Origin of the sequence: Anaerocolumna jejuensis DSM 15929 (assembly GCF_900142215.1) — a bacterium.
Classification (GTDB): Bacteria; Bacillota; Clostridia; order Lachnospirales; family Lachnospiraceae; genus Anaerocolumna; species Anaerocolumna jejuensis.
On the sequence record NZ_FRAC01000011.1, the window covers coordinates 1 to 26,846 of the forward strand.

Sequence of the window (26,846 nt, forward strand, 5' to 3'; positions counted from 1 at the left end):
AAAAGAGAAATATAAAAGAGAAATATAAAAATAAATAGAGTTAGTATAACAAGAAGGCCGCCTTTCAAGGCGGCCTTCTTGTATAACACTTATCTATTATTTCTTGGCAGGTATATTATTCTTTCCATAGTATGCGATTAAATATAACTCTTCTAACTCAGATACTAATGGAAGTCTGGGATTGGCTGTTGTACACTGATCACCAAAGGCTAAGTCTGCTAAACTGTTTACTTTGGAAAGGAAACTCTTTTCCTCTAAACCATATTCTTTTAATGTTGCAGGTATTCCTAAAAAGGCATTTAACTTTTCAATCTCAGTAGCCAGGATTTCAACCGCATCATCATTATTCTTAGGTGCAAAACCTAATTTCTTCATTAAGGTAAAGATCTTATCGCCTACAATATAGCTTTCATATTTAGGCCAGGAAGTAAATTTGGTGGGGCAGGAGGTACCATTGTAACGTACTACGTGAGGAAGTAATATTGCATTGGCACAGCCATGAGGAACATGATACTCACCGCCTAATTTATGAGCAAGGGAATGGTTTATTCCAAGGAATGCATTTGTAAAGGCCATACCGGCAATGGTAGAAGCGTTATGCATTTTCTCTCTTGCAACCGGGTCCTTCTCGCCAAATTCGTAAGATCTCTTTATATAAGTGAATACCATTTCAATTGCATGAACAGCTAAGGCATCTGTATAATCTGAAGCAAGTATTGATATATAAGCTTCAATTGCATGGGTCAATACATCCATTCCTGTCCAAGCAGTAGAGTTCTTAGGTACTGTCATTACAAAATCAGGGTCAATGATTGCAACATCCGGAGTTAACTCATAATCAGCAAGAGGGTATTTCTTATTCTCTTCTTTATCTGAAATAACGGCGAAGGAAGTTACTTCTGAACCGGTACCGGAGGTTGTAGGAATAGCTACTAATTTAGCTTTCTTTCCTAACTCAGGGAATTTATAGGCACGCTTTCTGATATCCAGGAACTTAAGTGACATGTTTTTGAAATCTGCTTCAGGGTTTTCGTAGAATAACCACATACCCTTTGCAGCATCAATTGCTGAACCACCGCCTAATGCTATGATTACATCAGGTTTGAATTTGTTCATGGAATCCACGCCCTTCATGATTGTTTCTAATGAAGGATCGGGTTCAACCTGGTCAAATATTTCACAGTGAACATATTCTTCTCTTTTTCTTAACTGATAAAGCACCTTGTTAACATAGCCAAGCTGTGTCATGGCAGGGTCTGTTACGATAAAAGCTTTTGTTATATCAGGCATCTTGGCAAGATAAGCTGTTGAGCCTGATTCAAAGTAAATCTTGTTAGGAATCTTGAACCATTGCATATTGTTTCTCCTCTTAGCTACACGCTTGATATTTACAAGGTCAACGGCTGATACATTATGCGTTGTGGAGTTTCCGCCATAGGAACCGCAGCCAAGTGTCAGGGAAGGCATATTGGTGTTATATAAATCACCGATTGCTCCATGAGTTGAAGGAGAATTTATAATAATACGGCCTGTCTTCATACGGTTGGAGAATTCTTCAATAACCGCCTGATTTGTTGAATGAAGTACGGAAGAGTGTCCCATACCACCATTTGCCAACATCTTTTCGCAAAGAACCATACCATCTTCCACATCTTTTGCTTTTACTACTGCTAAAACGGGGGATAACTTTTCAATAGAAAGTGGATATTCCCTGCCTACGCCTTCGATCTCTGTGCATAGTACTTTTGTATCTGAAGGAATAGTGAATCCGGCAAGAGCTGCAATAGCTGCAGGAGACTGGCCTACGATAGCAGGATTTACACTTCTCTTTTCCATATTAATAACTACAGGCTCTAATTTCTTGATTTCTTCCTTGGTTGCAAAGAAGCAGCCAGCTTTTTTCATAAGTTCAATTACTTCCTTATAAACAGGTGCTTCTACAATAGCTGCCTGCTCGGAAGCACAAATCATACCGTTATCAAAGGACTTTGATAAAACAAGGTCATTTACTGCACGTTTTAAAACAGCAGTTTTTTCTATAAAGCAAGGAACATTACCAGGACCAACACCGAGAGCCGGCTTTCCACAAGAGTAAGCAGCTTTTACCATACCAGGTCCACCGGTAGCAAGGATACAAGCAACACCGGGGTGATTCATAAGTACGGAGGTTGCTTCTACGGAAGGATACTCGATCCACTGAATACAGTTTTTCGGAGCACCAGCCTTAATAGCTGCCTCATATAAGGTCTGTGCGGCAGCCTTGGAGCACTTCTGGGCACTTGGATGGAAACCAAAGATAATAGGATTTCTTGTTTTAATACAGGATAATATTTTAAACATTGTAGTAGAAGTAGGATTGGTTACCGGAGTAACACCAGCTACGATACCGATAGGTTCAGCAACTGTCATGTAATCTTCTTCTTCGTTGTCTTCAATGATGCCTACAGTTTTTTGATATTTAATAGAGTGCCAGATATATTCTGTTGCAAATATATTCTTTGTTATCTTATCCTCATAAATACCTCTTTGGGTTTCTTCCACAGCTAATTTTGCAAGATATTGCTGTTTAGCGAGACCTGCCAGGGCCATTTCATGAACAATAACATCGATTTGCTCCTGGTCGTATTTCATGAATTCCTTTAAAGCTACTTGAGCATTTTTTACCAGTTCATCTACATGTTCCTGAGGGGTAGGTTGATTCTTTTCACTCATGGTAATCCTCCTTATTTTGTGGCAATGTATAATGTGTTAAATAATTAACAAGTTGATTTGTATCTCTTAACATCTTCAATATACCAGATTATAATTATTTTGTCAAACAAATCATTTGTAAACAATGCATAAATTACTAACTAATATTATATCCATTAGTAAGTGAAAATATACATCATGCACAAGTGCTATAACAATGCCCTCAGCATTTTATTTGGCATGGGTTATTTTGCATAAAAAAAGATTGCTTTTAGGACAATATTGTTATTTTATTAACAAGTAAAGAAAACAATTTTTTATGTCCTTATTGACATAGTAAGAATTATTAGATATTGTATTATGTAGTAGCCAAATATATCAATCTTTATTAGAGAATACAAAGGATGATGGCAAATTCCTTTTGTATATACATGAGGTGTTTGTATGAGAAAGGTTTTACTTGATTCAATCAAGGGTCATGAATTACTTGCGAGGGATGTTGTTTCAGATAGCGGTATTGTGATAATGACAGCAGGTTCCCCTGTAAAGATAGAATATGCCAGAAAATTAAAAGAGTTAGGATATAGTTATATCTGTGTGGAAGATGAGTTATCCAGAGGTATAAACGAAGAAGAGAATCTTGAAGAAAAAATTAAAGAAGAATGCCAGGATATCGTAAGGGATATTATTGAACGGTATACTTATCAGGGTTATGGTGAGCTTGAGGAAATTAAAAATATTGCAGAGAATATCATTTGTGATATAGTTAATTCTCCTAACGTATTATACAGCATATCCGGCATTCGGAAGAAGAGTGAGAGTACCTATTCCCATTCTTTAAATGTATGCGCTATGTCTGTTCTGATAGCCTTAAGGATGAAGCTGCCTAAGGAAAAGGTCAGGCAGATAGCTATAGGAAGCTTGCTTCACGATATGGGGTATAACCTTGTCAAAATCGATTATCAGGATTTCAATTATTTAAATGGAAGCAAAGAGGAACAGAAGGAATTAATGAAACATGTTGTTTATGGTTATTCTTCTGTTATAAAGGAGAGCTGGCTCCCGGTAGCTTCCAAGGATATTATTCTCTGCCATCATGAAAGAAATGATGGTACAGGCTTTCCTTTTCATAAAAAAGGAGATAAAATAAAAATAGGAAGTAAAATAGTAGCTGTTTGTGATACTTTTGACAGTCTGACCTACGGCTTTATGATGCCAAAGCTTAAAGTGCATCATGCGCTGGATTATATCCTGAGCCAGGCAAGCATTAAGTTTGATTTTGATGTTGTAAATTGTTTTATTGAGCTGGTAGCGGCTTATCCCAATGGAACCATCGTTATAACCAATGAAGGTGAGAAGGGAATTGTATTAAGACAAAACACAAAATGCCCTACAAGACCGGTTTTGCGTATGCTGACAGACGCCGATGGCAATGACTTTGTCAACTGGATTGAAAAGGATTTAAAGGTAGAGCTTTCCGTTATGATAGTAGATGCCTTAGATACAGAAGAATACTATTAAAACCAAGCGATTTATCTTGCCAGCTTTCATAAAATGTGTTATAAGTAATTCATATTTATTGTTTTTATTTTTATGGGTATGTTAAATAAGCTAACCTCCATATAATAAGGTAATCTAATTATTGTATTTAGCAGGAGGTAGTGTGAAAATTAAAAAGCATTTTCACACACAAGATTGTTGTGCCTGTGAAATCCTCGGCCCAATCTTACGGCGTGCTGGGAAAGCATAGCTGTTAGTGTGAAACAATACATTTTACACTTTTATTTTATAGCAGAGCCATAAGTTAACCGATGCGGCTTGCAAAGGGTATTTGTGTAAATGCAAGGTCATTTTCACACGCTAACCTGATATTCCGGTTATGAAAGATAGGGATATAAAAAGGGAACTGCTACGTATTAGTGAATATTCAATGAGCTTGATTATTCAGAAATGAGGTTATTATGCATAGTTTTTTGAGAGCAATTGGGTTTTCAAATGTTAAAGATAGATTGGATCTAGAAAACTTAATACAGTTGATTACTGAGTCTTCTTCTGAAAAGAGAAGTTATACATTACAGGATGGCAGGACACTGGCTGAGATTACCAAGCTTTTCAGCAAGCAAATAGGCATTACTGTCAGAGGTGAGTTTGATAAAGAGGGTAAGTTCTATATGGAGCATTATTTCCCCTATATCAAAGGAAGCTATATGAGTACAAAGGAAGATGTATCTATTATTAAAAGGGTGGATACAGACGCATATACAGGCATGAGCGATGATGTCAGATTAGGCGTTTCATTAATCTTTTATCTGCAGAATGTGGTGGATTATTTTGATGAAATAAAAAATAAAAAACAGCTTGATCGGCCATATCCAATATATTTATCGGCCCTTTCAGTATCCGGAAAGGTATTGCTGCCTTTAGAAAGAGATGAGAAGCTGGCTAAAAGCAATTCGGCAGAGGTTCAATACAGAAGGCAGCTGATTTCAGAGGCCAAAAAGGGAAACCAGGAAGCGATAGACAGTCTTACAATTGATGATATTGATATGTATGCTATGATATCAAGGCGTGCCAAGGTGGAGGATATCTATACAATAGTTGAGACCTCCTTTACGCCCTATGGCTCGGAATCCGATAATTATACGATTCTGGGAACGATACTTGATTTTGAGACTTTAAAGAATGATATTACCGGTGAAGAGATTTACAACCTGGGCATTTCCTGTAATGACGTTGTCTTTCAGGTTGCAATTAATAAGAATGACCTTTACGGTGAGCCCTTAGTGGGAAGAAGATTTAAAGGAAATATATGGCTCCAGGGATTTGTTGATTTTAGCTTTAATAATGCATAAATTGAAATTTTGTTATGTTTTGGGGTTGACTATTTGTCCTGAAAATAGTAGAATATTTTTGCTGCCATTTGTAATGTCCATTGCAGGCAGCTGCTTATAAAAGCACGTTCTCGTAGCTCAGCAGGATAGAGCGATCGCCTCCTAAGCGATAGGTCGCACGTTCAAATCGTGTCGGGAACGCGAAAGGCTGTTGAAGAATTTCTTCAACAGCCTTTATTTCTGGTTCCTTATCAATAATGGGATACATTTTTCATATTTACCAATATCTATTAAGGAACCGTTTCTTTCTTGCTTGTTATATCTTTATAAGTCCAAATAGTCATTTTTAGAGAAGTAGCTTTTGGATTTCTTTCTTTTGGCAGTATAAGCGTTCCTGCGCTTTCGATAGGGCAATTCCACAAATAAAAGATACAAGGCCGCCGATACAAGGATTACGATGACAATAATTGATATGATAATGATACGTAATCTATGGTTATTGGCATTACTGTCCACAGGCATTTTAACTCCCTTTGTAACGATGGTCTTAGGGGTTTCCGGGATGATTTTATTATTTAGCATATTGGAGGACGCTGTTTTGGTATATACGATGTCTGCGGAGCCTACAAAGGTATTATTATAGGTAAAACGCATGGCTCCTATGACATTTTCACCGCTTTTAATATTTTCAGCAGGTGTATAGGAGATGGTTTTCTTTGTTTTGGAGAAGGCCACACCTTTGGGTAATACGACACTTCCTTTGGTGCTTAATTTTAATGAGGAAGTTTCCCTGTTAAACAAAGGAGCATATTTTGTAAATAAAGAATCTGACCCCTCTTTGTCAGGGTTTACTTCTTTTGATATATTATAAAGGTTATAATTTTCAAAGCCGTAATTGAGAAGTGCTTTGGTATCGCCGTATTCATTGGGAATACTGTCACAGCACATGATAACACTGATCAATGTCATACCGTTACGCTCTGCGAAGGTTACAAGGGTATATCTTGCCTTAGAGGTATATCCTGTCTTACCGCCGATGATTCCATCATAGGGGATGACACCTTTAATCATTTTATGGTGGTTTGCTAAATAGGTAGTATCGGTATGAACGTTAGTGGGAGGAATAGCATAGGTTCTGGTTCCGGTTATTTTTCGAAAGGCTTCGTTATTGATTGCTGCTCTTGATATAAGAGCCATATCATAGGCACTGGAATAGTGGTTTTCATCCGGAAGTCCGTGGGGATTATCAAAATTGGAGTCCACACACCCAAGGCTTTTAGCAGTCTTATTCATAAGTGCTGTAAAAGCGGGAACACTGCCGGATATATGTTCGGCAACACCGTAGGCAACCTCATTGGCCGATTGAAGCATTACGGCATAAAGGCTTTGTTCCATAGTAAGCTTTTCTCCTACATCAACGCCTAAACGGCTGCTTTGTAAATCCACGTCGTATACTGCATTTTTAGAAAAAGTCACGACATCACTGAGATTTGAATTTTCAAGTGCTACCAGGGTTGTCAGTATTTTGGTTATACTTGCAGGGTAATGCTTTGCATGTATATTCTTGGCATACAGTATGGCACCGGTAGAGGCTTCCATGACGATTGCAGCCTCTGAAGCTACGGAAGGCTTATCTCCTGCATTGAGAGCGGGATTTTCCTTCTTTGAGGTCGTGGTGTTTTTCTTTTCAGTAGTTTTTTTGTCATCAGGGGTAGAGGTCTTTGACGGGGTGTCCGTTGTTTTATCGGCGGCAGACGCTGTATTTACTGTTTGATCAGAGGAGATAGTCTGGGCTTGTACATTGGTAAGGGTTGTATTTAAAATAAGCATGCATAATGCGCTTATAAGAAAGAGTGACTTTTTCATAACAGCTCCTTTAAAGGCAATAATTATAGTATGAGACTTTTCTTGATATTTATTAGTTATTATTCAAATTGGCTTTTAAAGAATTAACTTCCTTGAAAGCTTTCTCAGATGCAATTTCTCTATGTTGTCGGTTTGTCCGGTATAAGACGGAGTTTACATTATATTAATATATTATAGATGATTTCACAGGTTGTATCAAGACTTTATCAGAGGTTAAGAAAAAATTAATATCCGTAAGTAAAAAAAACGCATTATCTCTAAATAGTTTTACTAGAGATAATGCATATTTTGATATATTTTTTTGATTAATTATATAGATTAATTATTTATCGCGCCAGTTCTTAATTACCTTAAGCCTTGTAAACTCTTCCCTTTCCTTTTCTTCCAGGGCATTTTGTATGTCATGGACAAGTTGGGCATAATTAGGGATAGTGATGTTCTTTAAGGCATTGGCACGTTTTTGGGTTTTGTTTATACTTGCTGCCAGACGGTAAGCTGAGTTCTCAATGGTGGCAAGCCGGAGGGTAAGCTCCTTTACCTTTCGAAAGCTGCTGGTAGCTTCATCCAGAGATACTCTGGTATTGAAGAAGGAATAGGTAGGCTTTTCATCCTCCAGTTCAAATTCGACCAGGGGGATTTCCGTACCCATAATACTTCTTTGCTTTATTTCGATGGAATTTTCCTCCGGAATAGTAAAGCTTAAATCCTCTACGTTCCGGATTCCCATTTCAATATTGGCTTTCTGCAAAGCGGAATATGCACTGGTAAAAGTTCCATCGATTTCTGTCTGGATATCCCTTGCCTTATCAATCAGCTCCATAAGCTCACGGATTAAGATATTTCTTTTCTTGTCCATCAGCTCGTAACCTTGTTTGGCTAAGGCAAGAGAGTTTTTTGCTAATATTAGATTTCCCTTGGTGGGGAAGGTATTCGGATCCATATATTACACCCATGCCTTTCTGCTGCATCCGTATTCACGGATGAACTTAATTCAGGTACTTATTTGGAAGCGTCTGATTCGATATAGTATTTATCCAGAATCTTGGTATCAATTCTATCCAGCTCTTCTCTTGGAAGCATACGAAGCAGTTTCCAGCCTAAATCAAGAGTTTGAACAATACTGCGGTTTTCATTCATTCCCTGGGCAATGAATTCATGTTCCATAGCTTCACCGAATTTCAGGTACTTCTTATCGATAGGAGAAAGTTCATCCTCGCCGATTACACTGGCAAGGGCTCTTGCATCTCCCACGCGGGCATAAGAGGAAAATAACTGGCTGGATAGATCCTGATGATCTTCTCTGGTGTATCCTTTACCGATACCGTCCTTCATAAGACGGGAAAGGGAAGGAAGGATGTTGATAGGAGGATAGACCGTTTTCTGATAAATGGAACGGTCAAGTACTATCTGGCCTTCTGTAATATATCCGGTCAAGTCGGGGATAGGATGGGTAATATCATCATTTGGCATTGTAAGGATAGGAATCTGTGTAACAGAACCCTTGCGGTCTCTAACGATACCGGCTCTTTCATAAATAGTTGCCAGTTCACTGTAGAGGTAACCGGGATAACCCTTTCTACTGGGGATTTCACCCTTGGAGGAGGATACCTCACGCATGGCCTCTGCAAAGGAGGTCATATCGGTCAATACAACGAGAATATGCATTCCCTTTTCAAAGGCAAGATATTCTGCTGCGGTTAACGCTACCTTGGGGGTGATTAATCTTTCTACTACAGGGTCATTTGCAAGATTTAAAAACATTACTACGTGAGGTGTTGCACCGCTTTCCTCAAAGGTACGGCGGAAGAAATCAGCAACATCATGCTTAACACCCATGGCGGCAAATACGATAGCGAATTCTTCATCGCTGTTCTCACCTAAGGAAGCCTGCTTAACAATCTGTGCTGCCAGCTGGTCATGGGGAAGACCATTTCCTGAGAAGATAGGAAGCTTCTGACCACGAATCAAGGTCGTCAGACAGTCAATTGCAGAGATACCTGTATGGATATAGTTTCTTGGGTACTCTCTGGTGCAGGGATTTAAGGGAAGACCATTTACATCCTTGCTGACCTCGGGTACGATGGGGCCAAGGCCGTCAATAGGCTGGCCGATACCATTGAATACACGGCCTAAGATATCCGGTGAAAGAGCTACTTCCAGGGGATGGCCGGTAAGCTTGGTATGGGTGTTGTTAAGGGACATTTCTTCTGTTCCCTGGAATACCTGTATAACTGCTTTGTCTTCGTATATTTCTACAATTCTACCGATTTTCCTACTTCCGTTTACGGTCAGTTCTACGATTTCATCATAGGAGGCATCACGTATACCCTCAATAGCAATAAGAGGGCCGTTTATTTCACTTAATCCTAAATATTCTATTGCCATAGTTTTAATCCTCCTTAACCGTTCTTGGCCATGATGCGATTATAGAAGTCATCAATCATAGCTGTATAGTGATCAAATTTGAAAAGTTCGTCATTTGCAACGTCATACTTAATGGATATAATCTTTTCAAAGATATCCTCCTGCTTTAACAGTGACATAGGCATATTCATACCAATGAGCTGCTTTGATTTGGAATAGAGGTAAAGTATGGTATGCATCATTTTAAGCTGTTTATCCAAAGGTACATAAGTATCGGAAGGATGGTAAGCATTCTGCTGAACAAAGCCCAGACGGATTACTCTGGCAATTTCAAGTACCAGCTTCTGGTCGTCGGGAAGTACATCACTACCGATAAGCTTTACGATTTCATTTAATTGGTTTTCCTGGGTCAGCAGACTTAAAATCTGATTTCTGCAGTCTATAAAATCGCTGCCGACATTTTCTGTGTACCAGGGAGCCAGGTCATTCAAGTACTCGCTGTAGCTGGTCAGCCAGTGAATGGCGGGGAAATGTCTTGCATAAGCAAGGGATTTATCCAAAGCCCAGAAGCAGCGAACGAAACGCTTGGTATTTTGTGTAACGGGTTCGGAGAAATCACCGCCCTGAGGGGATACGGCACCGATAATGGATACACTGCCTTCTGTTCCATTTAAGTTCTGCATAAAGCCGGCTCTTTCATAGAAGGCTGACAGCCTGGAGGCCAGGTATGCGGGGAAGCCTTCTTCTGCAGGCATTTCTTCCAGACGTCCGGACAATTCACGAAGAGCCTCTGCCCAACGGGATGTGGAGTCCGCCATGATTGCTACATGGTATCCCATGTCACGGTAGTATTCCGCTAAAGTAATACCGGTATAAATACTTGCTTCACGGGCGGCAACGGGCATGTTGGAGGTATTGGCAATAAGGGTTGTTCTGTCAAGTAAGGGATTGCCGGATTTCGGGTCCACTAACTTGGAGAAGTCCTCCAATACTTCTGTCATTTCGTTTCCACGCTCACCGCAGCCGATATATACGATGATATCTGCATCGGACCATTTTGCAAGCTGATGCTGTGTCATTGTCTTACCGGTTCCGAAACCGCCGGGAATAGCAGCAGTACCGCCTTTTGCAATAGGGAACATGGTATCCAGGATACGCTGTCCGGTAATCAAAGGACGGTCGGCAGGATATCTTTTGGAAGTAGGTCTTGGAACACGAATAGGCCACTTCTGTGTTAAGGTTAAATCTTTTTCTTCACCCTCGGGTGTTTTAATTGTAATAATGGTATCGTTTATGGTATATTGTCCGTCCCTTACGGCTTTTACAACAACACCGGTAACATCCGGAGGTACCATGGATTTATGCACAATAGCACGGGTTTCGGGAACTTCGGCAATAATAGTGCCTCCGTATATTTTATCCCCTTCCTTTACCGTTACATGTACATCCCAAAGCTTAGTGGTATCAAGGGCATCAACACTTACACCTCTGGAGATATAGGCTCCCGAAGCTTTTGCGATTTCTGTTAAAGGACGTTCTATACCGTCAAAAATATTACTGATAATACCGGGTGCTAAGGTTACGGAAATAGCAGCACCTGTTGAATATACTATTTCACCAGGTTTCATACCAGTGGTCTCTTCATATACCTGAATAGTGGTCCTATCTTTTGTAAGACCGATTACTTCTCCGACCAACTTTTCTTTGCCAACAAGAACCATTTCGCCCATTTTAAAGCCCTGATTGCCTGCCACATATACAATTGGTCCGTTAATTCCGTATATTTTTCCTGTTATATTCATAATGGAGATAACTCCCCTTTCTTCTTTCACATGGCATTTTTAGTTATGATACTGGCTTATAAGTTATTAATAATTAACCTACAGCGAATTTATTCTTGGATTCTTCCATTCTGGTCAGAAATGAATTATCTATCAAAATGCTTTTTTCCTGAATAACAGCTCTTATACCACCTATAAAATCACGGTCACTTACGGTTAATTCCACGCCGGTTGAGGCTTCCAGAGAAGCTTTCTGGGCAGCATCCGTAGGATTGATATAGATTGTGATCTTATCTTTGCCTGCAAAATCTCTTGCAGTTTTTATCTGCCTTGCTAAAAGATCATTATATTCAGAAGTTTTCATATAGCCCTGCAGCTTAGTAGATACATCCCCGAATAACTGGGCTTTCAAATCATATGCCCTGTCACTTAACTTCCTTTTCAGGTTGATGGACTCACTGGCCACATCCTTGTTCTTTTCACGAAGAAGCCTTTCGGATTCGGCACGGTAAGCTGCGTCAGCTTTCCTTATTTCCTCTTCCTTGTGCTCATCATATATCAGCTGCAGAGACTTCTGATATTCTTCTATTATTTCAATATTCTGACTAGTAGCGCTTTCCATTGCAGAATTATAAAATTGTTCTAATTTTTCATCTAAAGTCATAGACATCTCCCTTTACAACTTTATTCCAATTGCTTCATTTACATAGGAAGTAATAAAATCAGGCTTTCTTCCCGTTCCGTGGCGGTCAGGAATTTCAACAATCAGCGGAAGCTTTCGGTTTAATTTTACATCATTTATAATATCAGGGAATTCACGGCTGAATTTTTCTGTAATCAGAAGAACTCCGATGGTTTTATCTGCAAGCGCTTTATCCAGTTGTTCTTTTAAATGTTTCCTGGAATGTATGACAACCCCGTCAACGCCTGTAAGACGCATTCCGGTGTAGGTATCAACATTATCACTGATAAGAAACATACGCATACAGTTACCTCCTTAATTAGTAAGAGAAAAGCCTTATGCAAAGCAGTGTAAAAGCAATATATATTTTTACACCCCTTATTTAAGCAGTTTCGCAAGCTATCTTGCGATTTACATGAAGTTAGGTGCGAAAGAAAGGCGCTTTCACATTTTGCTCCCTTATTTAAGGCAGTACCGCAGATTAGTCTGCGGTATGCAAGGGAAGCAATTGTGAAAGCAGTTTACCTTCACACGTCCTTTTATCATATTTATTTTGCTAATATAGAGAAAGATACGATTAAACCGTAGAGAGCAATACCTTCTGCAAGAGCTACGAAGATAAGTGCTTTACCCATGATGCTGGAATCTTCACTCATAGCACCTAAGGCAGCGGAAGCAGCGGAAGCAACGGCGATACCACCACCGATACAGGATAAACCGGTTGAAAGAGCGGCTGCTAAGTATTTCCAACCTTCAGCAGTAGCGGCTGCAGCAGTTGCATCTGCTGCGGATACTTTACCGGTGAACAATATAATGTGAGCGATTACTAAGGTACCAAAGAAGAAAAATGTGTTTGCGAGTACGGTTGCTTTGAAATTGCCTTTTTTCTTTTCACTGAGTAAGAATGCTCCAAAGGGAATTGCGATACTTAATACTAATGCTACTACTAAGATGATTTTTACTGTCATTGTCATAATATGTTCCTCCTTAAATTTAACTATTATTTACTTTTATATGGTTTAAATCCTTTTCCTGTCCCACTGTAGAACCGGCTGAACATTTCGTAATATTCAAGACGCAGTACCTGGATACCAACAATCAGGCCTTCCATACCTGCTACAAAGATATTACCAATAATTACAACCAATATATTAGGGTTCCCTGAATGGGCTCCGGCAAATAACATAACGACGCCCATCATGGCTGCATGGCTGATTGCAAATGCACCGACACGCAGGAAGGAAATAGAATTTGTAAGATAACTTAAAACAATTTCAAACAGTTCAAAAAATGATTCCAAAAAGAACATTCCTTTTTGCTCGGGTAGTATTTCTGCCTTCTTTTCTACCAAATGGGAAAGGGGCTCTCTTAAAAAGATAAGTATAAGAGGAATTCCCAGGAAGACAAGGAGTACAATCCCGGCAGGCATAGGATTACCGGTTGCTACCAATACGACACATACAAGTACCATGACGTAAAATACAAGGCCGGCTACACCGTTGGTATCAAAGAAAATCTTTTCAACATCTTTCATTTTTATTCCGTTGATGATGTTAATGACCATGGCTATTATGATAAGGCCGGAACCGAAAGCTACGGCTATCAGCAACACTGTCATGACATTCTCCATTGGATTTAGCCATATATGGGGAAGGATATCTTCAAATCCAAATATGCTGCCATACATAAAGCCCATTATTGTGGAGAAAATACCGGCTGTGGCTATAATAGCTGCCAAAGGTATCTTTTTAAAATAGTAAAGTAGGCAACCGCCTATTGCAAGGCACAGTCCCTGCCCTACATCTCCGAACATGATACCAAAGATGATCGAATAGGTAATCGCAACAAAAAACGTAGGATCTATTTCATTGTAAGCAGGCAGGCCGTACATCTTTATGAACATTTCAAAGGGCCTGAATATTTTAAGGTTTCTTAACTTTGTAGGCGGCTTTGTCTTGATATTTGAAATATCCTTTTCCGTCATACAGTAAATGTTCTTGTCTTTGTCTATGTCGCGGAGCAGTTCTTCAATACTGTCCTCCGCTATCCATCCGCAGAGTATGAAATAAAAGGCATTTCTTTTTGAAACAGTCGTACAGGCAGCCACTTTTCTGACATCGAAATTATTGGAGTATACACAGATGGTTTCATAGGCATTTAATATCTGCTCGGACCTGCTGCTCAGACGATTCTTCATTTCCTCGTTGAGGCTGTCAATTGCCTTTTGGTTATCCTCCAATTTTTTGATGATGGAATTATAGACCTGTTCCGGCGTTCCTTCATATTCTGAGGTAAGGGATATATTTTCAAAATGAAGAGAGGAAAATATAGTATCTGTTTTTTCAGCCTCTGCTTCCGGTACGAAATACACACCCCAGACATAGTCCGTATCTTTTCCACATTCAATAAACATTGTGGTCAGGCTTTCATACACAAATTTTGAGAATTTGGTGTAATACTCAGTGGAAATTCGTCCAAAACGGTATTTAATAAATTTGAAAGCCAGAATTTTATCAATTTCGTAGTCCAGCGGACGGAAGGGTTCAATTCTTTTCTGAAGCTCCAGTAAATGCTCTCTTTCGACTCCCAGCTTTTTCTTTTGAGAGGTCAAATCTTCCATTTCCCTGGAAGCCGACAGTATAATCGTGGAGGCTTCGGAAAGGGTCATGTTAATTGCTTTAGCGGGCTGCTTCTTATCAAACCTTTCTGCCAGTTCAAGAGCCTTTGAATAAACATCTTTATAGGGATTTGTTTCAACAAAGGGCTTTAAATCCTGAACGGAACTAAGTTCGGATAGAGCATTTTCAAGGTGAATTTCATATTTGTTCAAATATACGCCTACAACTCTGTCAAACTCAGCTTTTGGACCGGTAATGGTGATAAATCTCATCTTTTCAATCAATTATTGCACCTCCGATTCAAGTAATTGTAATGTATTTTAGTGTATCCTGAGGGTCCAGTTTATAGCGGATACATTCCAGTGCGGATGTAAGCCTGTCTATTTCGGACTTCTTAAGATACAAATAATAACTGATGGGTGCCATGGAATTCGGGTATTTATCACTAAAAAGCTTATAATTCTTATATAGAGTCTTCTGATATACCTTTTCGACTGTTCCATTTGCGAGAGAAGGAATCATAAACTCATAAGGAGTTGTTCTTAATACCCCGCTGAACTCATCAATGGTGGAGGTTTCCATCAGTTTTATCAACTTATCCTTTTTTAATTTATAAGTGATGGGAATAATGTAGGCGTATGAATCCTTAATCTGAGGATTATAAAACTTTTTGGAACGGTATAGCCACATTATGTTTAGCAGGTCTATTTCAAGACCCAAGGTAGTAGTAACATAATCCAAATTATCGCCGGAAAGTGCCTTGTCCTTCAACTTCCATGCTTTCATAAAATACTGAATATCAAGCTTCATCTCATAATCAAAGGAAGTAATATCCGTTTTCTGGATACTGGTAAGGGCCTGATAGTAATCACTTCCCTTAAGATGCTCCACATATTCTTCCATGGTTTTTGAAGTGGCAAGTGACGTAATATCAATACTTGAATGCCTGTGAAAGAAATCGGCTATGCTGTCCAGATCATATTGCCTGTGCTGATTGTAGACCATGTGCATACAGTATTTTAATATGTTCACTTCGTAGCGGAGAAAGACAATATCAAGTACTTTTCTTTGCTCGGGATTTGAGAAGCTGTATAATTTGGAAAAATCCTTGTACAGGCAGTTGGTTATCATTGCTTCAACCTGTCCGCGGTGAATAAGGTTCTCATCAATTCCCCCAAATATAGTGTCATACCCAGGATGAGATTTTAAGTACGCAATAAAATCAGCTGTAGATTCAAAGTTTGCTATTGTCTGATATTCTGCGCCTTTTACAGCTTTCGCCTCCAGGGCCCTGGTCTTTGTAACAATCCCGCTATAGACTAATAAATTGCTCATAACAAACCTCCCTGAACTAATTGTTTACTCACTTATGATTTCCTGTATTATCTTATCGACATACATATCATGGTTCATGGTATAATTAGCTTCCAAGTCGGCAAGTTGTTTTTCCCAGTCTTTTGTTATAGCTTCTTTTTCGGCGGCTAATTCTTTGCTTACCTGATTTTTTAATACAAGAAGTTTTGCATTAGTGCTATCAGCTACGTCTTTATCCAACTTTTCCAAATCGTTTTTTAAGGCTTCGTGTAATTTCACTTTTTCATCGTTGGCACGTGCAATGATAAGATTTGCTTTTTCTTCAATGTCGTGTAAAAGACCAATTACATTTTCCATGTTAAACCTCCTTGCGTTTATTTTTTGTTCGGCTTACGTATAATATACGCAGTATATATAATAATTGTAAGCCAGATAGAATTAACCTTGAAAGAATATAAAGCATGTGACCTTATTACCAGACAAAAAATAGTTAATAAAATTCCTATTTTCAAGCTGGAACACAGCTATATAATACTACAGAAATTAAAAAATGCTATCGTTAAAATGTACAAATTTCGATAATTTATTAACAATTTATTAATAATAATTAAATGAAATAATGAAAAAATTAAATTATTATAAGCATATAAAATCATATATAAATTGCCGTGTATAAATCACTTGTTATTCTTTATTTGTATGATATAATGAATTAGCAAAAATTTCAATAAGAATTAGGTCGTATAATATAATAATTTGTAGTTTTGTAGGAGACATTATTATGAGATTGAGAAATGTACGCGGTTCCAGGGAAGAAATAGAAAAAAATGTATTTGTTGTCCATGAACCGGAACAGCATAAGGGAAGCTGGAATAGGTTCTTCCGGAATGAAAATCCCCTTCACATAGAAATAGGTATGGGAAAGGGAATGTTTATATGCCAGCTGGCCCAAAATAATCCGGATATTAATTTTTTGGGAATTGAAAAATATTCCAGTGTCTTAATCCGTGGGATTGAGAAAAGGAAGGAGCTTGAGCTTCCGAATCTCTACTTTTTGAGACTGGACGCGGAATTTATAAACGATGTATTTGATAAAGAGGAAGTGGACAGGGTATATCTGAATTTTTCCGATCCCTGGCCCAAGGACAGGCATGCCAGAAGAAGACTGACTTCCAGAGAGTATTTATCCCGATATGAAAAGCTTTTAAAGAAAGAGGGCGAGGTCATATTCAAAACGGATAACCGCGGACTTTTTGATTTTTCTTTAGAAGAAGCGGATATTGCCGGCTGGGAGCTTAAGAATTGCACCTATGACCTCCATGGAAGTGAATACGCAGAGGGCAATGTTATGACAGAGTATGAAGAGAAATTCTCCGGGCTTGGAAATCCCATACACCGGATGGTGATAGGGCAGAAGCTTCCGTCTTAGGAGCTGTTTTAATTACCCCTGTACAATTCATAAAAAACTGCATATAATATATATGAAGTCTAAATAGGGGATTAAAATGAAGAATACAATAAAGTCTCAGCTTGCTAAATCCTTTAGCAGCAATATGGAACTTAATAAAAAAGCTATTCAGATGAAGAATTCCTTGGATGAAGTAAATAGCCTTTTAGGTAAGGGTTTTAAAAAGAAAGGCAGCGGAAAACAATAGCGGACTTAAAAAATAAAAAAGTGAATAAACGTAGGAGGAAGTCAATATGGCTCACAAATTTACGGACGATAATTTTGAACAAGAGGTACTGCAATCTCAGGTTCCTGTACTGGTAGACTTTTATGCGGACTGGTGTGGCCCCTGCAAGATGATGGCTCCTGTTATTGAAGAGATTGCAGCGGAATATGAAGGAACTGTTAAGGTAGGGCAGCTTAATGTGGATGAAGCACCTAACATAAGCAGCAAATACAGGGTAATGTCAATCCCCACTCTTTTATTTATTAAAGACGGCCAGGTTGTAGACACTGTAATCGGTGCTGTACCCAAAGCACAGTTAACGGATAAGATTGAAAAGATTAAATAAAGATTATAAATTAAATAGGCAGCCTAATCGGACAGAGCCCTTCTTATTAACAGAAGGGCTCTGTTTCCTTTTAATGGTTATATTTGCCGGCTATGATAAAAGGGTAAAAGGGGTTGGCTGAATTGGATATATTTTGTAGAAAAATAAAGCATTTATAAAGAATAAAAATAAAAATTAAAAAAGTTTAAAAAAATGCTTGCAATTTGTTTATATATATTATATAATCATTTTTGCGTTCGGGAAATAAGAACAAGCGCTTCTAGCTCAGTTGGTAGAGCACCTGACTCTTAATCAGGGTGTCCAGGGTTCGAGCCCCTGGAGGCGCACTATGAAGTCCTAGTTTGGCAGACGGATGAGCTGCTGGGTTAGGGCTTTTTTGTTGCGTCCGGGATGGCAAGTCGATAGTCGGCAAAAGACGTGTGAAAATGAGGAGTTGCATGGAGTTGCGGAGAAGTGTGAGGAGAAGGGGGAAATTGACTTTGAAGGGATGATACCCGACATGGTAAGGAGGGACTGGACAGGTCGGGGAGAGGATTTTGTCGGTCATTTGTTGGTCAAATCTGAAAAAAGGGTTGTTTTTTCGTTGGTCAGGCGTCGGTCAAAAAATAATGATTGGGTGAAGAAGGCTTTTTTATATAGTAGAAGGTGATTGGAGAATATGTATTTAATGAATATTAAAGTTTATATTATAATTTAGAATAGGTAAGGATAAGATTTAGGTTTTTCTTAAAATAGTATTTGAGATTTGTTAAAATTATGTATTTTGATTTATACTTACATGATGTGATTCAAAATAAAGATTATTAATGCAAATCATCGACAAGTCAGAATTTAACTGAGGAGGTTTATTCAATGAGTATTAGTCTTAGAAAAATGACATCAAACGAATATGATGAATTTTTCAAATGGAGTAGAAATAATCATGTAAAAGAATTGATAAAAGATACGAATATGTCTTTAGAGGATGCATTAAGTCAAACTGAAGTGGAAGTAAAGGAGATGCTCCCTGATGGAATAAATACTGAAAATAATTCTTTGATGGTTATAGAAAATGTATTAGATAATAGAAACGTTGGGTTTATGTGGTATTTGTATGAAGAGACCCATGGTGTTCAGCAGGTTTTTTTATGTGATTTAGTAATAGATGAATTAGAACGTAGAAAAGGATATGCGACAGAGGCTCTATATGTAATGGAACAGAATGCCACAGAATTTGGTTGTAAGGAATGTGTTTTATTTGTGGCAAAAGAGAATGAACCTGCTCAAAGATTATATTCTAAAAACGGGTATATTTTCCTGAAAGAAATGGATTATGGAATGTACTTAAAGAAAAAGTTGTAGTTTGTGCTTACTGCGATAGATTCCAATTTATGGGGGGAGAAAAATGGATTATATATTTGAAACAGAGCATTTAGGAATTAGAAAATTCGAGATTGAAGATGCTCAATGCTTATATGAAAACCATTTGGAATCAGAAGTTAAAAAATGGATTCCAAATGAAAGTTATGCCGATATTGAAGAAACGCAAGAAGCTATCAACTTCTATATTAATTGTGTGAATAACAAACAGTTACCATATGTATTAGCTGTTGAGTTAAAGGAAACAGGTGAACTGATAGGTGATACAGGTGTAAACGAAGTTGAAGGAAACCCAGATGAAGTAGAAATAGGTTACGGAATATGTAAGAAACATAGTGGAAAAGGTTATGCTACTGAAGTTTTAAGGTCAATGTCAGAATTTATAGCTGAGACTTTTAAAATAAATGTTTTATATGGTCGTGTTATGCATGGGAATAATGCATCTATAAGAGTTCTTGAGAAGAATGGTTACAAATTTGCCAAGGAAGAATTTGGAGCTGAAGATGACCCTTATGGCAATGGAATGTTTATTTATAAGAAAGATTGCTAACTTTCAATGTGCCTAATCAGGTTGTATAAATAATGATTACTAATAACTTCATAAAAAGAGCCAATACCTGGATAAATAATTTCTGGGTATTGGCTCTTTCTTATTGTGCGCAAATAGGGAGGAAAAGACATGGGGAAAACAGTTTACCAAAGTGAAGACTTTATGCTATTACGAAAATTTTCAGATGTAAAAATACCAGTTCAAGCGGAATTAGCAAAGAAAAGAATCCAGGTAGTTGAATCTAGGTTAATACGTAAGACATCTTTACTTTATGAAAGAAGATTAATCAATAGCCCTGAATTGGCAGCAGCATTAGGTCACTGCAGTTACAATTAACACGAAAGCTAATGTTGAGCTGACTATTCCCGAAGGAAGTTACACCAATATAAAATTAATTGTTACAGCACCCAACGCAACGATAGTGAATAATGGTGAATTCAAAAGTACAACGGTGAATGACGGAAAGTAACTGCACCTGAAACAACAGTTACCCCAACCCCAACACCTACAGCGGAACCTACAAGCACTCCTTCCGATAATAACTCAAGCGGTGGTAATTCCACGCCATCAACCCCTGCAACTCCGACGCCAGACACAACTTTGGTTGTCCTGCAATCAAAGTACATGGATGCGGTTGCTGACATATCAGATAAAATTTATAAATACAAATCTAATAGTGAGTGGATAGCATATCTTAATGGAAATGAGGCAAAATGGGTCGGTCTAATAAATAATAGCAAAACGGTTCCGGAATTAGAAAGTAATTACGCTGAAATACAAAAAGAGTCAAAGGAAATATTTGAATCAAACGAACGCTATATAAAAGACAATCCTTACTTTACCAATGTTATAATGCAAGAACTGTTAGTAGCAGATTATCCTTCATTAAATGCTGATGGAACCTACTATGAGTTTACTACGAATAAAGAGGATTTTGGAATTGCTAAGAAATACTATGTTCCGGTATCTGCACCAGCTGCCGTTAATACTTTTGAGCTTGAAAATCCCGAGACAGTCATAAATGTAACAACGGGTAGTGCAATAACATTTAATGTAAAGGCATGGAATAATTTAAATGGTGCTGAGGACATCACTGCTATATGGAATTTAGTAATGGATTCAGTGGATGAAAATGGCTTTAATCCCTTTTTAGATAAATTTGTAGAAGGAGTGGATTACCAAGTTACTGACAACTCTATTATTATTAATAGCAATGTTACCAATAATGCACCACTTGGTCGATATGGCTTCGTAATTCAAACACAGGTGCCGTATTTGGGAAAATATAACATGAGCTACTATGTATATGTAAATATAGTCGCAAAATAAGAGAATAAAAAATATATACATTAAGAGAAAAAGAGACTTAATCCAATGTTGGCGCACTATGAAGTCCTAGTTTGGCAGACGGATGAGCTGCTGGGTTAGGGCTTTTTTGTTGTGTTCGGGTTGATAAGGAGATAGTCAACAAAAGGTCTGTGAAAATGAGGGTTTGCATGGGGTTGCGGGGAAGTGTGGAATGAGGAGAAAAATTGACTTTAAAGGGATGATACCCGACATGGCAAGTTGATACTGAACAGGTCGGGGAGATGATTTTGTCGGTCATTTGTCGGTCAAATCTGAAAAATGTGTTGTTTTTTCGTTGGTCAAGCGTCGGTCAAAAAATAAAGATTGGGTGAAAAGAATGTTATAATATAGTAGAAAGTGATTGGGGAATAGGTATCTAATAGATGTTTAAGATTATATTATAATCTGGAATAGGTAAGGATAAGATTTGGGTTTTTCTTAAAATAGTATTTGGAGTATTTGGGTATGGTAAAATTATGTATTTTGTTTTAAAATTACATAAATTGATATAGGCTAAAACTATTGATGAAAAACATTAATAAATTTGAATTTGTTTGAGAGGGAAACTTTGATGAATAATGGTAAAATTATTGAAAATAACAAATCCTATTGGAATGCAAATGCTGATTTTTGGTTTGGAACAACCGCCCTTCCAGAATATGGAGTGAAATTTGTGACAGAAGATGATTTGCATTTGTTTGGAGACGTCTCGGGTAAGAAGATGTTGGAAATATGTTGTGGTAGTGGGCATTCATTAAAATATCATGCAGATAGAAACGCAGGTGAACTTTGGGGTGTCGATTTATCTCAAAAACAGCTCGATAATGCGGAAAAGTTTTTATCTGAAAACGGATATACAGCAAAACTTATATGTTCCCCTATGGAAGCAGAACTTGATGTCCCTAAGAACTATTTTGATTATGTATATTCGATTTATGGAATAGGTTGGACAACTGATTTACAGGGTACTTTTGATAAGATAGCTTCCTACTTAAGGAAAGATGGGATTTTAATCTTTAGTTGGCATCATACATTAAATTATTGTGTAGCGTGGTCTTGTGCTGAACGCAAAGATATTATTGAAAGTGACAAATTAGTTTTCAGTAAAAGCTATTTTGATGAATCGTATTTTACAATGCCTGTTGATGATAGTGAAATAATTTTATGTAATCGTAAAATATCAACATATGTTAATGCTTTGGCTAAGGCTGGATTTGTTATTGAACAGATGATTGAACAAAACGACACAGCAACAATGGAATCAATGGAAGATATAAGTGATAAGACAAGGAAAGCAAAAATGATACCTATTTCACTATGCTTTAAAGCAAGAAAACTGTAATACGAGACCAAAAAATTCCAGTTTTCTAATTAAGTTGTAAAAAAAATGATTACTAATAACTTTATAGAGGGCCAACATCTGGATGAACTTCCAGATGTTGGCCCTTTCTTATTATGTACAAAACAGGGAGATTGTGCCAGTCGAACAAAAAATACAAGCTATATGCCTAAAAAGCACTATGAAGTCCTAGGTTGGCAGACGGATGAGCTGCTGGGTTAGGGCTTTTTGTTGCGTCCGGGATGGTAAGCTGATAATATATCATTTAGGGTATAGTAAAGTTAAATACTTTCAATTAAAATTAATCTTAAATTAGTATTTTTATCGTATAAGGTATAGTTCATATCAAAGGAAAATATAGGATTGTTAATGATGCATGGAGTAAATTACATTAATAAAGCATGGGGCTATTAATATTATATTTAAGTGAGTATGAGGTCGATTATGTAAAATACCCCCACTAAATCATGCAAAAGAATAATCAAAAATGTGAACAAACAAAAAATAAAGGCCATGGAAGTAACTGATATCAGTGAGTGGGTCTATGAGAATGATCATCATCAGTTCTATGAGACAGTAATAGGGCATAACCTTGGCGGGATAATGAGGTTAAGAAAAATGAAGAACAGAAAAAAATTAAGAGTGATCATATGTATCGCAGGTTTTGCAGTACTTGCTGTATTTGGCTGGTATATTTGGGGTATGCATCAAATGAGAAAGATTCCTAAACTATCATTTCAAGATGCACTTGAATATACCACGAAAAATAATGAAGATGCAATCATATCGGTTGGAATTATTAAGGATGGTCAAGCTGCCTATACACTCTATGGAGAGAATGGGAAAGAGCTGCCTGCAAAAATGCACACCTATGAGATTGGTTCACTTACGAAAACCTTCACCGCTGCAATGATAAGTAAAGCAATACAAGAAGGTAAAATAGATATAAACGATACGATTGATAAATACCTTCCTTTGGCTGAAGGAAAGAATTATCCTGACATAGAAGAATTGCTAACCCATACATCTGGGTATAAGGCATATTATTTTGAAAATCCAATGAGTTCAAATTTTTTATATAGGAGAAATGATTTTTATGGTATCACAAAGAAAATGGTTTTGAATAAAGCATCTGCAATAGATTTACCGGCTGATGAACATCCATTTCATTATTCCAATTATGGTTATGCCGTATTAGGTCTATTACTTGAAAAAGTATACCAAAAAGATTATAGGGTATTAATGAACCAATTCATTGAGGAGGACTTACAACTCAAAAATACAAGAATTTCTGATAAAAATGGTGATTTGAGCAATTACTGGGATTGGAAAGAAAAAGATGCTTATTTATCAGCGGGAGCGATTACCTCGGATATTTCTGATATGTTAGCGTATGCGAAGATGCAACTGGAGGAAGATAACTATTTTAAACAATGCCATGAAAGTATTAAGGAAATTAATGCATCAACGGAAGAATATAAAATGATGGATATCAATATGGATGCAATAGGCATGGCATGGATTATAGATAAAGAAAATAATATAATTTGGCACAACGGAGGAACTGATAATTATAACAGTTATATTGGATTCAACTTAAAAAAGGGTACGGCTGTTGTAATATTATCCAATCTTCCTCCGGGATACAGAATTCCTGCAACTGTTTTAGGGGTTAAGCTGTTAAAATTATTGGATTAAAAGTGGTGATACCCGACAGGGCGAGTCAATAGATTATTGAAGTAATCCAACGATAAAATAAGAATTTAGTAAAGCAATTAAAGTGTTAGAAAATTCATATAAAGTGGGAGTGGTGAAACATGAAAAAAATCGTTTATATCTCTGTTCTTCTCATAATTCTTCTAAGCGCAGGCGGCTGTAGTACCCGGGTGGAGAATGGTGCAGGAAATGTGCCCAATACCCCGGAGATAATTACAGGTCATAGCGAATCATCTGCACCTTCTGAAACGCTAAAGCTAAAGAATGAGTCAGAACCCGCACCGAAAACATATACATACGAAGTCCGTGCCCGTCTCCATGAAAGTCTCCCTGAGTACCATTTTGTTGCAACGGGGAAGGCGACAGATGTGGCGATGTCAGAGGGTGATTGGGCACCAGCTTTTGTGACGGGTCTGTCCGTCTACGATGAAAACGGTTCAGCAATTCTCTCGAAAGATTTTACGGACACTTTGAATGAGGTAGAAGGAAATCTAATATACTACCAAATGATAGACACGATGGGTCTGCACGTTGTTGATGTAAACTTCGACGGTTATAAGGATGTAATTATTTTGAACAGTTTTAGCGGCGCTCACTCTAATTCATGGTATGACTGCTGGCTGTGGGATACCAAGACATCGTCATTTATTTATTCCAAATCCTTTACCGAAATCTGCAACCCCGCTATTGACTGGGATAAGCAATGTATTTATTCCAGCGGAGGTTCGGGTGCGGACAATCACGACTACTCTATTTATCAATATATTAATGGTCAATTTGTCATTTCTAATAATTTGCATTGGAATGTGAGCAGTTCTGCAAAGTCACAGGGTGATAAGATTATAACTGCTGTCGGTATTTATGTGAAAGAGGAGAAGCTTGTAAAAGGCAAAATGAAAACTGTGCGCGATTGCTTTATCCCTCACAAGGCTGCCAATGCCTTGCTGAAGAAGTATAACAGCAAAGAACCATGGAAGTTAGACAGCCCTCGATGGTATATGATGGGCGGCCATCATGCGGATGTATGGTTAGAACATTGATCTGCTTCTAATGATAGATAGGAATTTACAGCATTAATTAATTAGAAGGCATTATATTATGTAAATTTATAAATTAAATGTTTATTTCGTGGAGGTTCAAATGAAAATCAATGCAGATATTGTACGTGATTATATAGAGGGAAAGTCTATTATATCATATAGTGATAAATGGTTTTTTAATACACAGGGCTATTCCTATGCAGAACCATCATATGAAAGTGACCATATAGAATCGGTGAGGCGAATTTATACACAAATAAAAGACAGTATTGATAATTTTATCCCCTGCAATCTTAAAATATGGGATGCCTTGTTCCCAAATTGGAAGGAAATACTTGATAGCGTTATAATTAATCTTATTATTGGGTATCCGGAGCCTAATGACGCTACGGTGTTAAAAGAACCTGATGGACAGAATAATGTTATTTTGGATTTAGGCTTATGGACAAAATATGAAGGGAAATGTGATATTACAGGTGTTATACATAATCTGCTTACACATGAATTATGTCATGTGTGCATAGGAAAAACAATTAAAGATATTGATGCTGATATAGAAAGCAGCGATTATATAATAAATCTTGATGCTAATACCTTTCATGAAGGTTTCGCACATCTTGTTTCTTATGATGACAAGGATATCGACATGGTCCAATGGGATAGTGAAAGCTTGCAGAAGGTAAAAGCAAAAAGCAAAAGCATGATGAGGTCGGCTTTATTTGCTACTGACAGTCTTGAGCAAAAGAAATACTTATACGATGCAATATATGGTAACTATTATGATAAATATGCATGCATGTGCGGAATGCTCTATTTGGTAGATTGCTGGAAGGCAAAGGGGATATTGGGGCTGGAAGAAGAAATGAAAAAAGGGTATCAGGGATTTTCTAAAAGAACGATAGGAGAAGCTTTGCAGGATAAACACACAGAAAAACTTTTTAAGGACTTTTTGAATGCATATAACGAGTGTTTTTACAAAAAGGATTTAGCCAGTCTAAAAGAGTTTTATGATACAAATGATAATATCCTGATATATTTTGATAATCATAAAAATAATGATACCTATAGTTTAGAAGAACATTTGAAATTGATATCTGACTTTTTTAACAATGGAAAATTAACGGAAGTCGGTGAGGTAGAACCCCTCATTATAGAAAATTTCAATGTTTTTCATAAGGGCGAGGCTGCTTGCCTATGCTTTCTTTCAAGATATAAAAGTTTTCCTGTTCCAGCGGTCAGAAGCACATTGTATTTGGAATGTACCAATGGAATATGGAAAGTAATGCATGCCCATTTTTCGTTTGAACCCGAAAAGTAACGGCTGTAGTA

Annotated in this window: 25 protein-coding genes and 2 tRNA genes; 15 read left to right on the forward strand and 12 right to left on the reverse strand. The window is 37.5% G+C overall.

The features are described from left to right. Nucleotides 1-96 precede the first annotated feature (96 nt). Complete coding sequence (adhE, locus tag BUB77_RS11130) at nt 97-2,712, reverse strand: bifunctional acetaldehyde-CoA/alcohol dehydrogenase (RefSeq protein ID WP_073275847.1); 2,616 nt, start codon at nt 2,710-2,712, stop codon at nt 97-99. A 423-nt stretch (nt 2,713-3,135) separates the two neighbouring features. On the opposite strand from adhE, the gene BUB77_RS11135 reads away from it, so the two are divergent. From BUB77_RS11135 to BUB77_RS11145, 3 genes are all read left to right on the forward strand, one after another. Next, nucleotides 3,136-4,212 carry an HD-GYP domain-containing protein gene (locus BUB77_RS11135; protein ID WP_073275849.1) on the forward strand — a complete coding sequence of 359 codons (1,077 nt, stop codon included), beginning with the start codon at nt 3,136-3,138 and terminating at the stop codon, nt 4,210-4,212. Between the two features lie 440 nt (nt 4,213-4,652). Further along, nucleotides 4,653-5,543 carry a DUF3881 family protein gene (locus BUB77_RS11140; protein ID WP_073275851.1) on the forward strand — a complete coding sequence of 297 codons (891 nt, stop codon included), beginning with the start codon at nt 4,653-4,655 and terminating at the stop codon, nt 5,541-5,543. 106 nt (nt 5,544-5,649) lie between these two features. Beyond that, nucleotides 5,650-5,723, forward strand: a tRNA-Arg gene (locus tag BUB77_RS11145). A gap of 123 nt (nt 5,724-5,846) precedes the next feature. Here BUB77_RS11145 and BUB77_RS11150 read toward each other — a convergent pair. The 10 genes from BUB77_RS11150 to BUB77_RS11195 form a co-directional block, all read right to left on the reverse strand. Continuing rightward, entirely contained in the window at nt 5,847-7,388 is a 1,542-nt protein-coding gene (locus BUB77_RS11150; RefSeq protein WP_073275853.1) for a D-alanyl-D-alanine carboxypeptidase family protein, read from the reverse strand. A gap of 322 nt (nt 7,389-7,710) precedes the next feature. Beyond that, complete coding sequence (locus tag BUB77_RS11155; protein ID WP_073275855.1) at nt 7,711-8,328, reverse strand: V-type ATP synthase subunit D; 618 nt, start codon at nt 8,326-8,328, stop codon at nt 7,711-7,713. A gap of 59 nt (nt 8,329-8,387) precedes the next feature. Beyond that, nucleotides 8,388-9,773 carry a V-type ATP synthase subunit B gene (locus BUB77_RS11160; protein ID WP_073275857.1) on the reverse strand — a complete coding sequence of 462 codons (1,386 nt, stop codon included), beginning with the start codon at nt 9,771-9,773 and terminating at the stop codon, nt 8,388-8,390. A 14-nt stretch (nt 9,774-9,787) separates the two neighbouring features. Next, a complete protein-coding gene (locus tag BUB77_RS11165; protein ID WP_073275859.1) occupies nt 9,788-11,554 on the reverse strand; it encodes a V-type ATP synthase subunit A in 1,767 nt (588 codons plus the stop codon). A 73-nt stretch (nt 11,555-11,627) separates the two neighbouring features. Next, complete coding sequence (locus tag BUB77_RS11170; protein WP_073275861.1) at nt 11,628-12,197, reverse strand: V-type ATP synthase subunit E; 570 nt, start codon at nt 12,195-12,197, stop codon at nt 11,628-11,630. A 12-nt stretch (nt 12,198-12,209) separates the two neighbouring features. Further along, nucleotides 12,210-12,518: a V-type ATP synthase subunit F gene (locus BUB77_RS11175; RefSeq protein ID WP_073275863.1), complete on the reverse strand. Its 309-nt coding sequence runs from the start codon at nt 12,516-12,518 to the stop codon at nt 12,210-12,212. 245 nt (nt 12,519-12,763) lie between these two features. Further along, complete coding sequence (locus tag BUB77_RS11180) at nt 12,764-13,189, reverse strand: ATP synthase subunit C (protein ID WP_073275865.1); 426 nt, start codon at nt 13,187-13,189, stop codon at nt 12,764-12,766. 26 nt (nt 13,190-13,215) lie between these two features. Next, nucleotides 13,216-15,117: a V-type ATP synthase subunit I gene (locus tag BUB77_RS11185; RefSeq protein WP_073275867.1), complete on the reverse strand. Its 1,902-nt coding sequence runs from the start codon at nt 15,115-15,117 to the stop codon at nt 13,216-13,218. A gap of 16 nt (nt 15,118-15,133) precedes the next feature. Then, complete coding sequence (locus tag BUB77_RS11190) at nt 15,134-16,168, reverse strand: V0D/AC39 family V-type ATPase subunit (protein WP_073275869.1); 1,035 nt, start codon at nt 16,166-16,168, stop codon at nt 15,134-15,136. Between the two features lie 24 nt (nt 16,169-16,192). Next, nucleotides 16,193-16,504 carry a hypothetical protein gene (locus BUB77_RS11195; protein WP_073275871.1) on the reverse strand — a complete coding sequence of 104 codons (312 nt, stop codon included), beginning with the start codon at nt 16,502-16,504 and terminating at the stop codon, nt 16,193-16,195. A 424-nt stretch (nt 16,505-16,928) separates the two neighbouring features. On the opposite strand from BUB77_RS11195, the gene trmB reads away from it, so the two are divergent. The 7 genes from trmB to BUB77_RS11230 all read left to right on the forward strand — a co-directional run bounded on the left by trmB (nt 16,929) and on the right by BUB77_RS11230 (nt 20,411). Beyond that, on the forward strand, nt 16,929-17,576 hold the full coding sequence (trmB, locus tag BUB77_RS11200) for a tRNA (guanosine(46)-N7)-methyltransferase TrmB (protein WP_073275873.1): 648 nt from the start codon (nt 16,929-16,931) through the stop codon (nt 17,574-17,576). A 76-nt stretch (nt 17,577-17,652) separates the two neighbouring features. Continuing rightward, the gene (locus tag BUB77_RS29890; protein WP_170866639.1) at nt 17,653-17,802 is read left to right on the forward strand and encodes a hypothetical protein; all 150 of its coding nucleotides are present in this window, start codon (nt 17,653-17,655) and stop codon (nt 17,800-17,802) included. Between the two features lie 46 nt (nt 17,803-17,848). Then, nucleotides 17,849-18,166 carry a thioredoxin gene (gene trxA / locus BUB77_RS11205; RefSeq protein WP_073275875.1) on the forward strand — a complete coding sequence of 106 codons (318 nt, stop codon included), beginning with the start codon at nt 17,849-17,851 and terminating at the stop codon, nt 18,164-18,166. Nucleotides 18,167-18,419: 253 nt separating this feature from the next. Next, nucleotides 18,420-18,492: transfer RNA gene (locus BUB77_RS11210), tRNA-Lys, on the forward strand. 526 nt (nt 18,493-19,018) lie between these two features. Further along, on the forward strand, nt 19,019-19,507 hold the full coding sequence (locus BUB77_RS11220; RefSeq protein WP_073275879.1) for a GNAT family N-acetyltransferase: 489 nt from the start codon (nt 19,019-19,021) through the stop codon (nt 19,505-19,507). 43 nt (nt 19,508-19,550) lie between these two features. Further along, nucleotides 19,551-20,075 carry a GNAT family N-acetyltransferase gene (locus tag BUB77_RS11225; RefSeq protein WP_073275881.1) on the forward strand — a complete coding sequence of 175 codons (525 nt, stop codon included), beginning with the start codon at nt 19,551-19,553 and terminating at the stop codon, nt 20,073-20,075. Between the two features lie 129 nt (nt 20,076-20,204). Next, nucleotides 20,205-20,411: a hypothetical protein gene (locus BUB77_RS11230; RefSeq protein ID WP_073275883.1), complete on the forward strand. Its 207-nt coding sequence runs from the start codon at nt 20,205-20,207 to the stop codon at nt 20,409-20,411. A 101-nt stretch (nt 20,412-20,512) separates the two neighbouring features. On the opposite strand, the gene BUB77_RS30680 is transcribed toward BUB77_RS11230, so the two are convergent. Beyond that, complete coding sequence (locus BUB77_RS30680; protein WP_278277715.1) at nt 20,513-20,638, reverse strand: hypothetical protein; 126 nt, start codon at nt 20,636-20,638, stop codon at nt 20,513-20,515. Nucleotides 20,639-20,699: 61 nt separating this feature from the next. Between BUB77_RS30680 and BUB77_RS11240 the strand changes: the two genes are divergently transcribed. From BUB77_RS11240 to BUB77_RS29130, 5 genes are all read left to right on the forward strand, one after another. Further along, entirely contained in the window at nt 20,700-21,404 is a 705-nt protein-coding gene (locus BUB77_RS11240) for a hypothetical protein (RefSeq protein WP_073275887.1), read from the forward strand. A gap of 589 nt (nt 21,405-21,993) precedes the next feature. Continuing rightward, the gene (locus BUB77_RS11245) at nt 21,994-22,764 is read left to right on the forward strand and encodes a class I SAM-dependent methyltransferase (RefSeq protein WP_073275889.1); all 771 of its coding nucleotides are present in this window, start codon (nt 21,994-21,996) and stop codon (nt 22,762-22,764) included. A 486-nt stretch (nt 22,765-23,250) separates the two neighbouring features. Continuing rightward, complete coding sequence (locus BUB77_RS11250; protein ID WP_139241160.1) at nt 23,251-24,459, forward strand: serine hydrolase domain-containing protein; 1,209 nt, start codon at nt 23,251-23,253, stop codon at nt 24,457-24,459. A 119-nt stretch (nt 24,460-24,578) separates the two neighbouring features. Beyond that, complete coding sequence (locus tag BUB77_RS11255) at nt 24,579-25,517, forward strand: XAC2610-related protein (RefSeq protein ID WP_242962472.1); 939 nt, start codon at nt 24,579-24,581, stop codon at nt 25,515-25,517. 100 nt (nt 25,518-25,617) lie between these two features. After that, a complete protein-coding gene (locus tag BUB77_RS29130; protein WP_084124134.1) occupies nt 25,618-26,835 on the forward strand; it encodes a DUF5700 domain-containing putative Zn-dependent protease in 1,218 nt (405 codons plus the stop codon). Nucleotides 26,836-26,846: the final 11 nt, after the last annotated feature.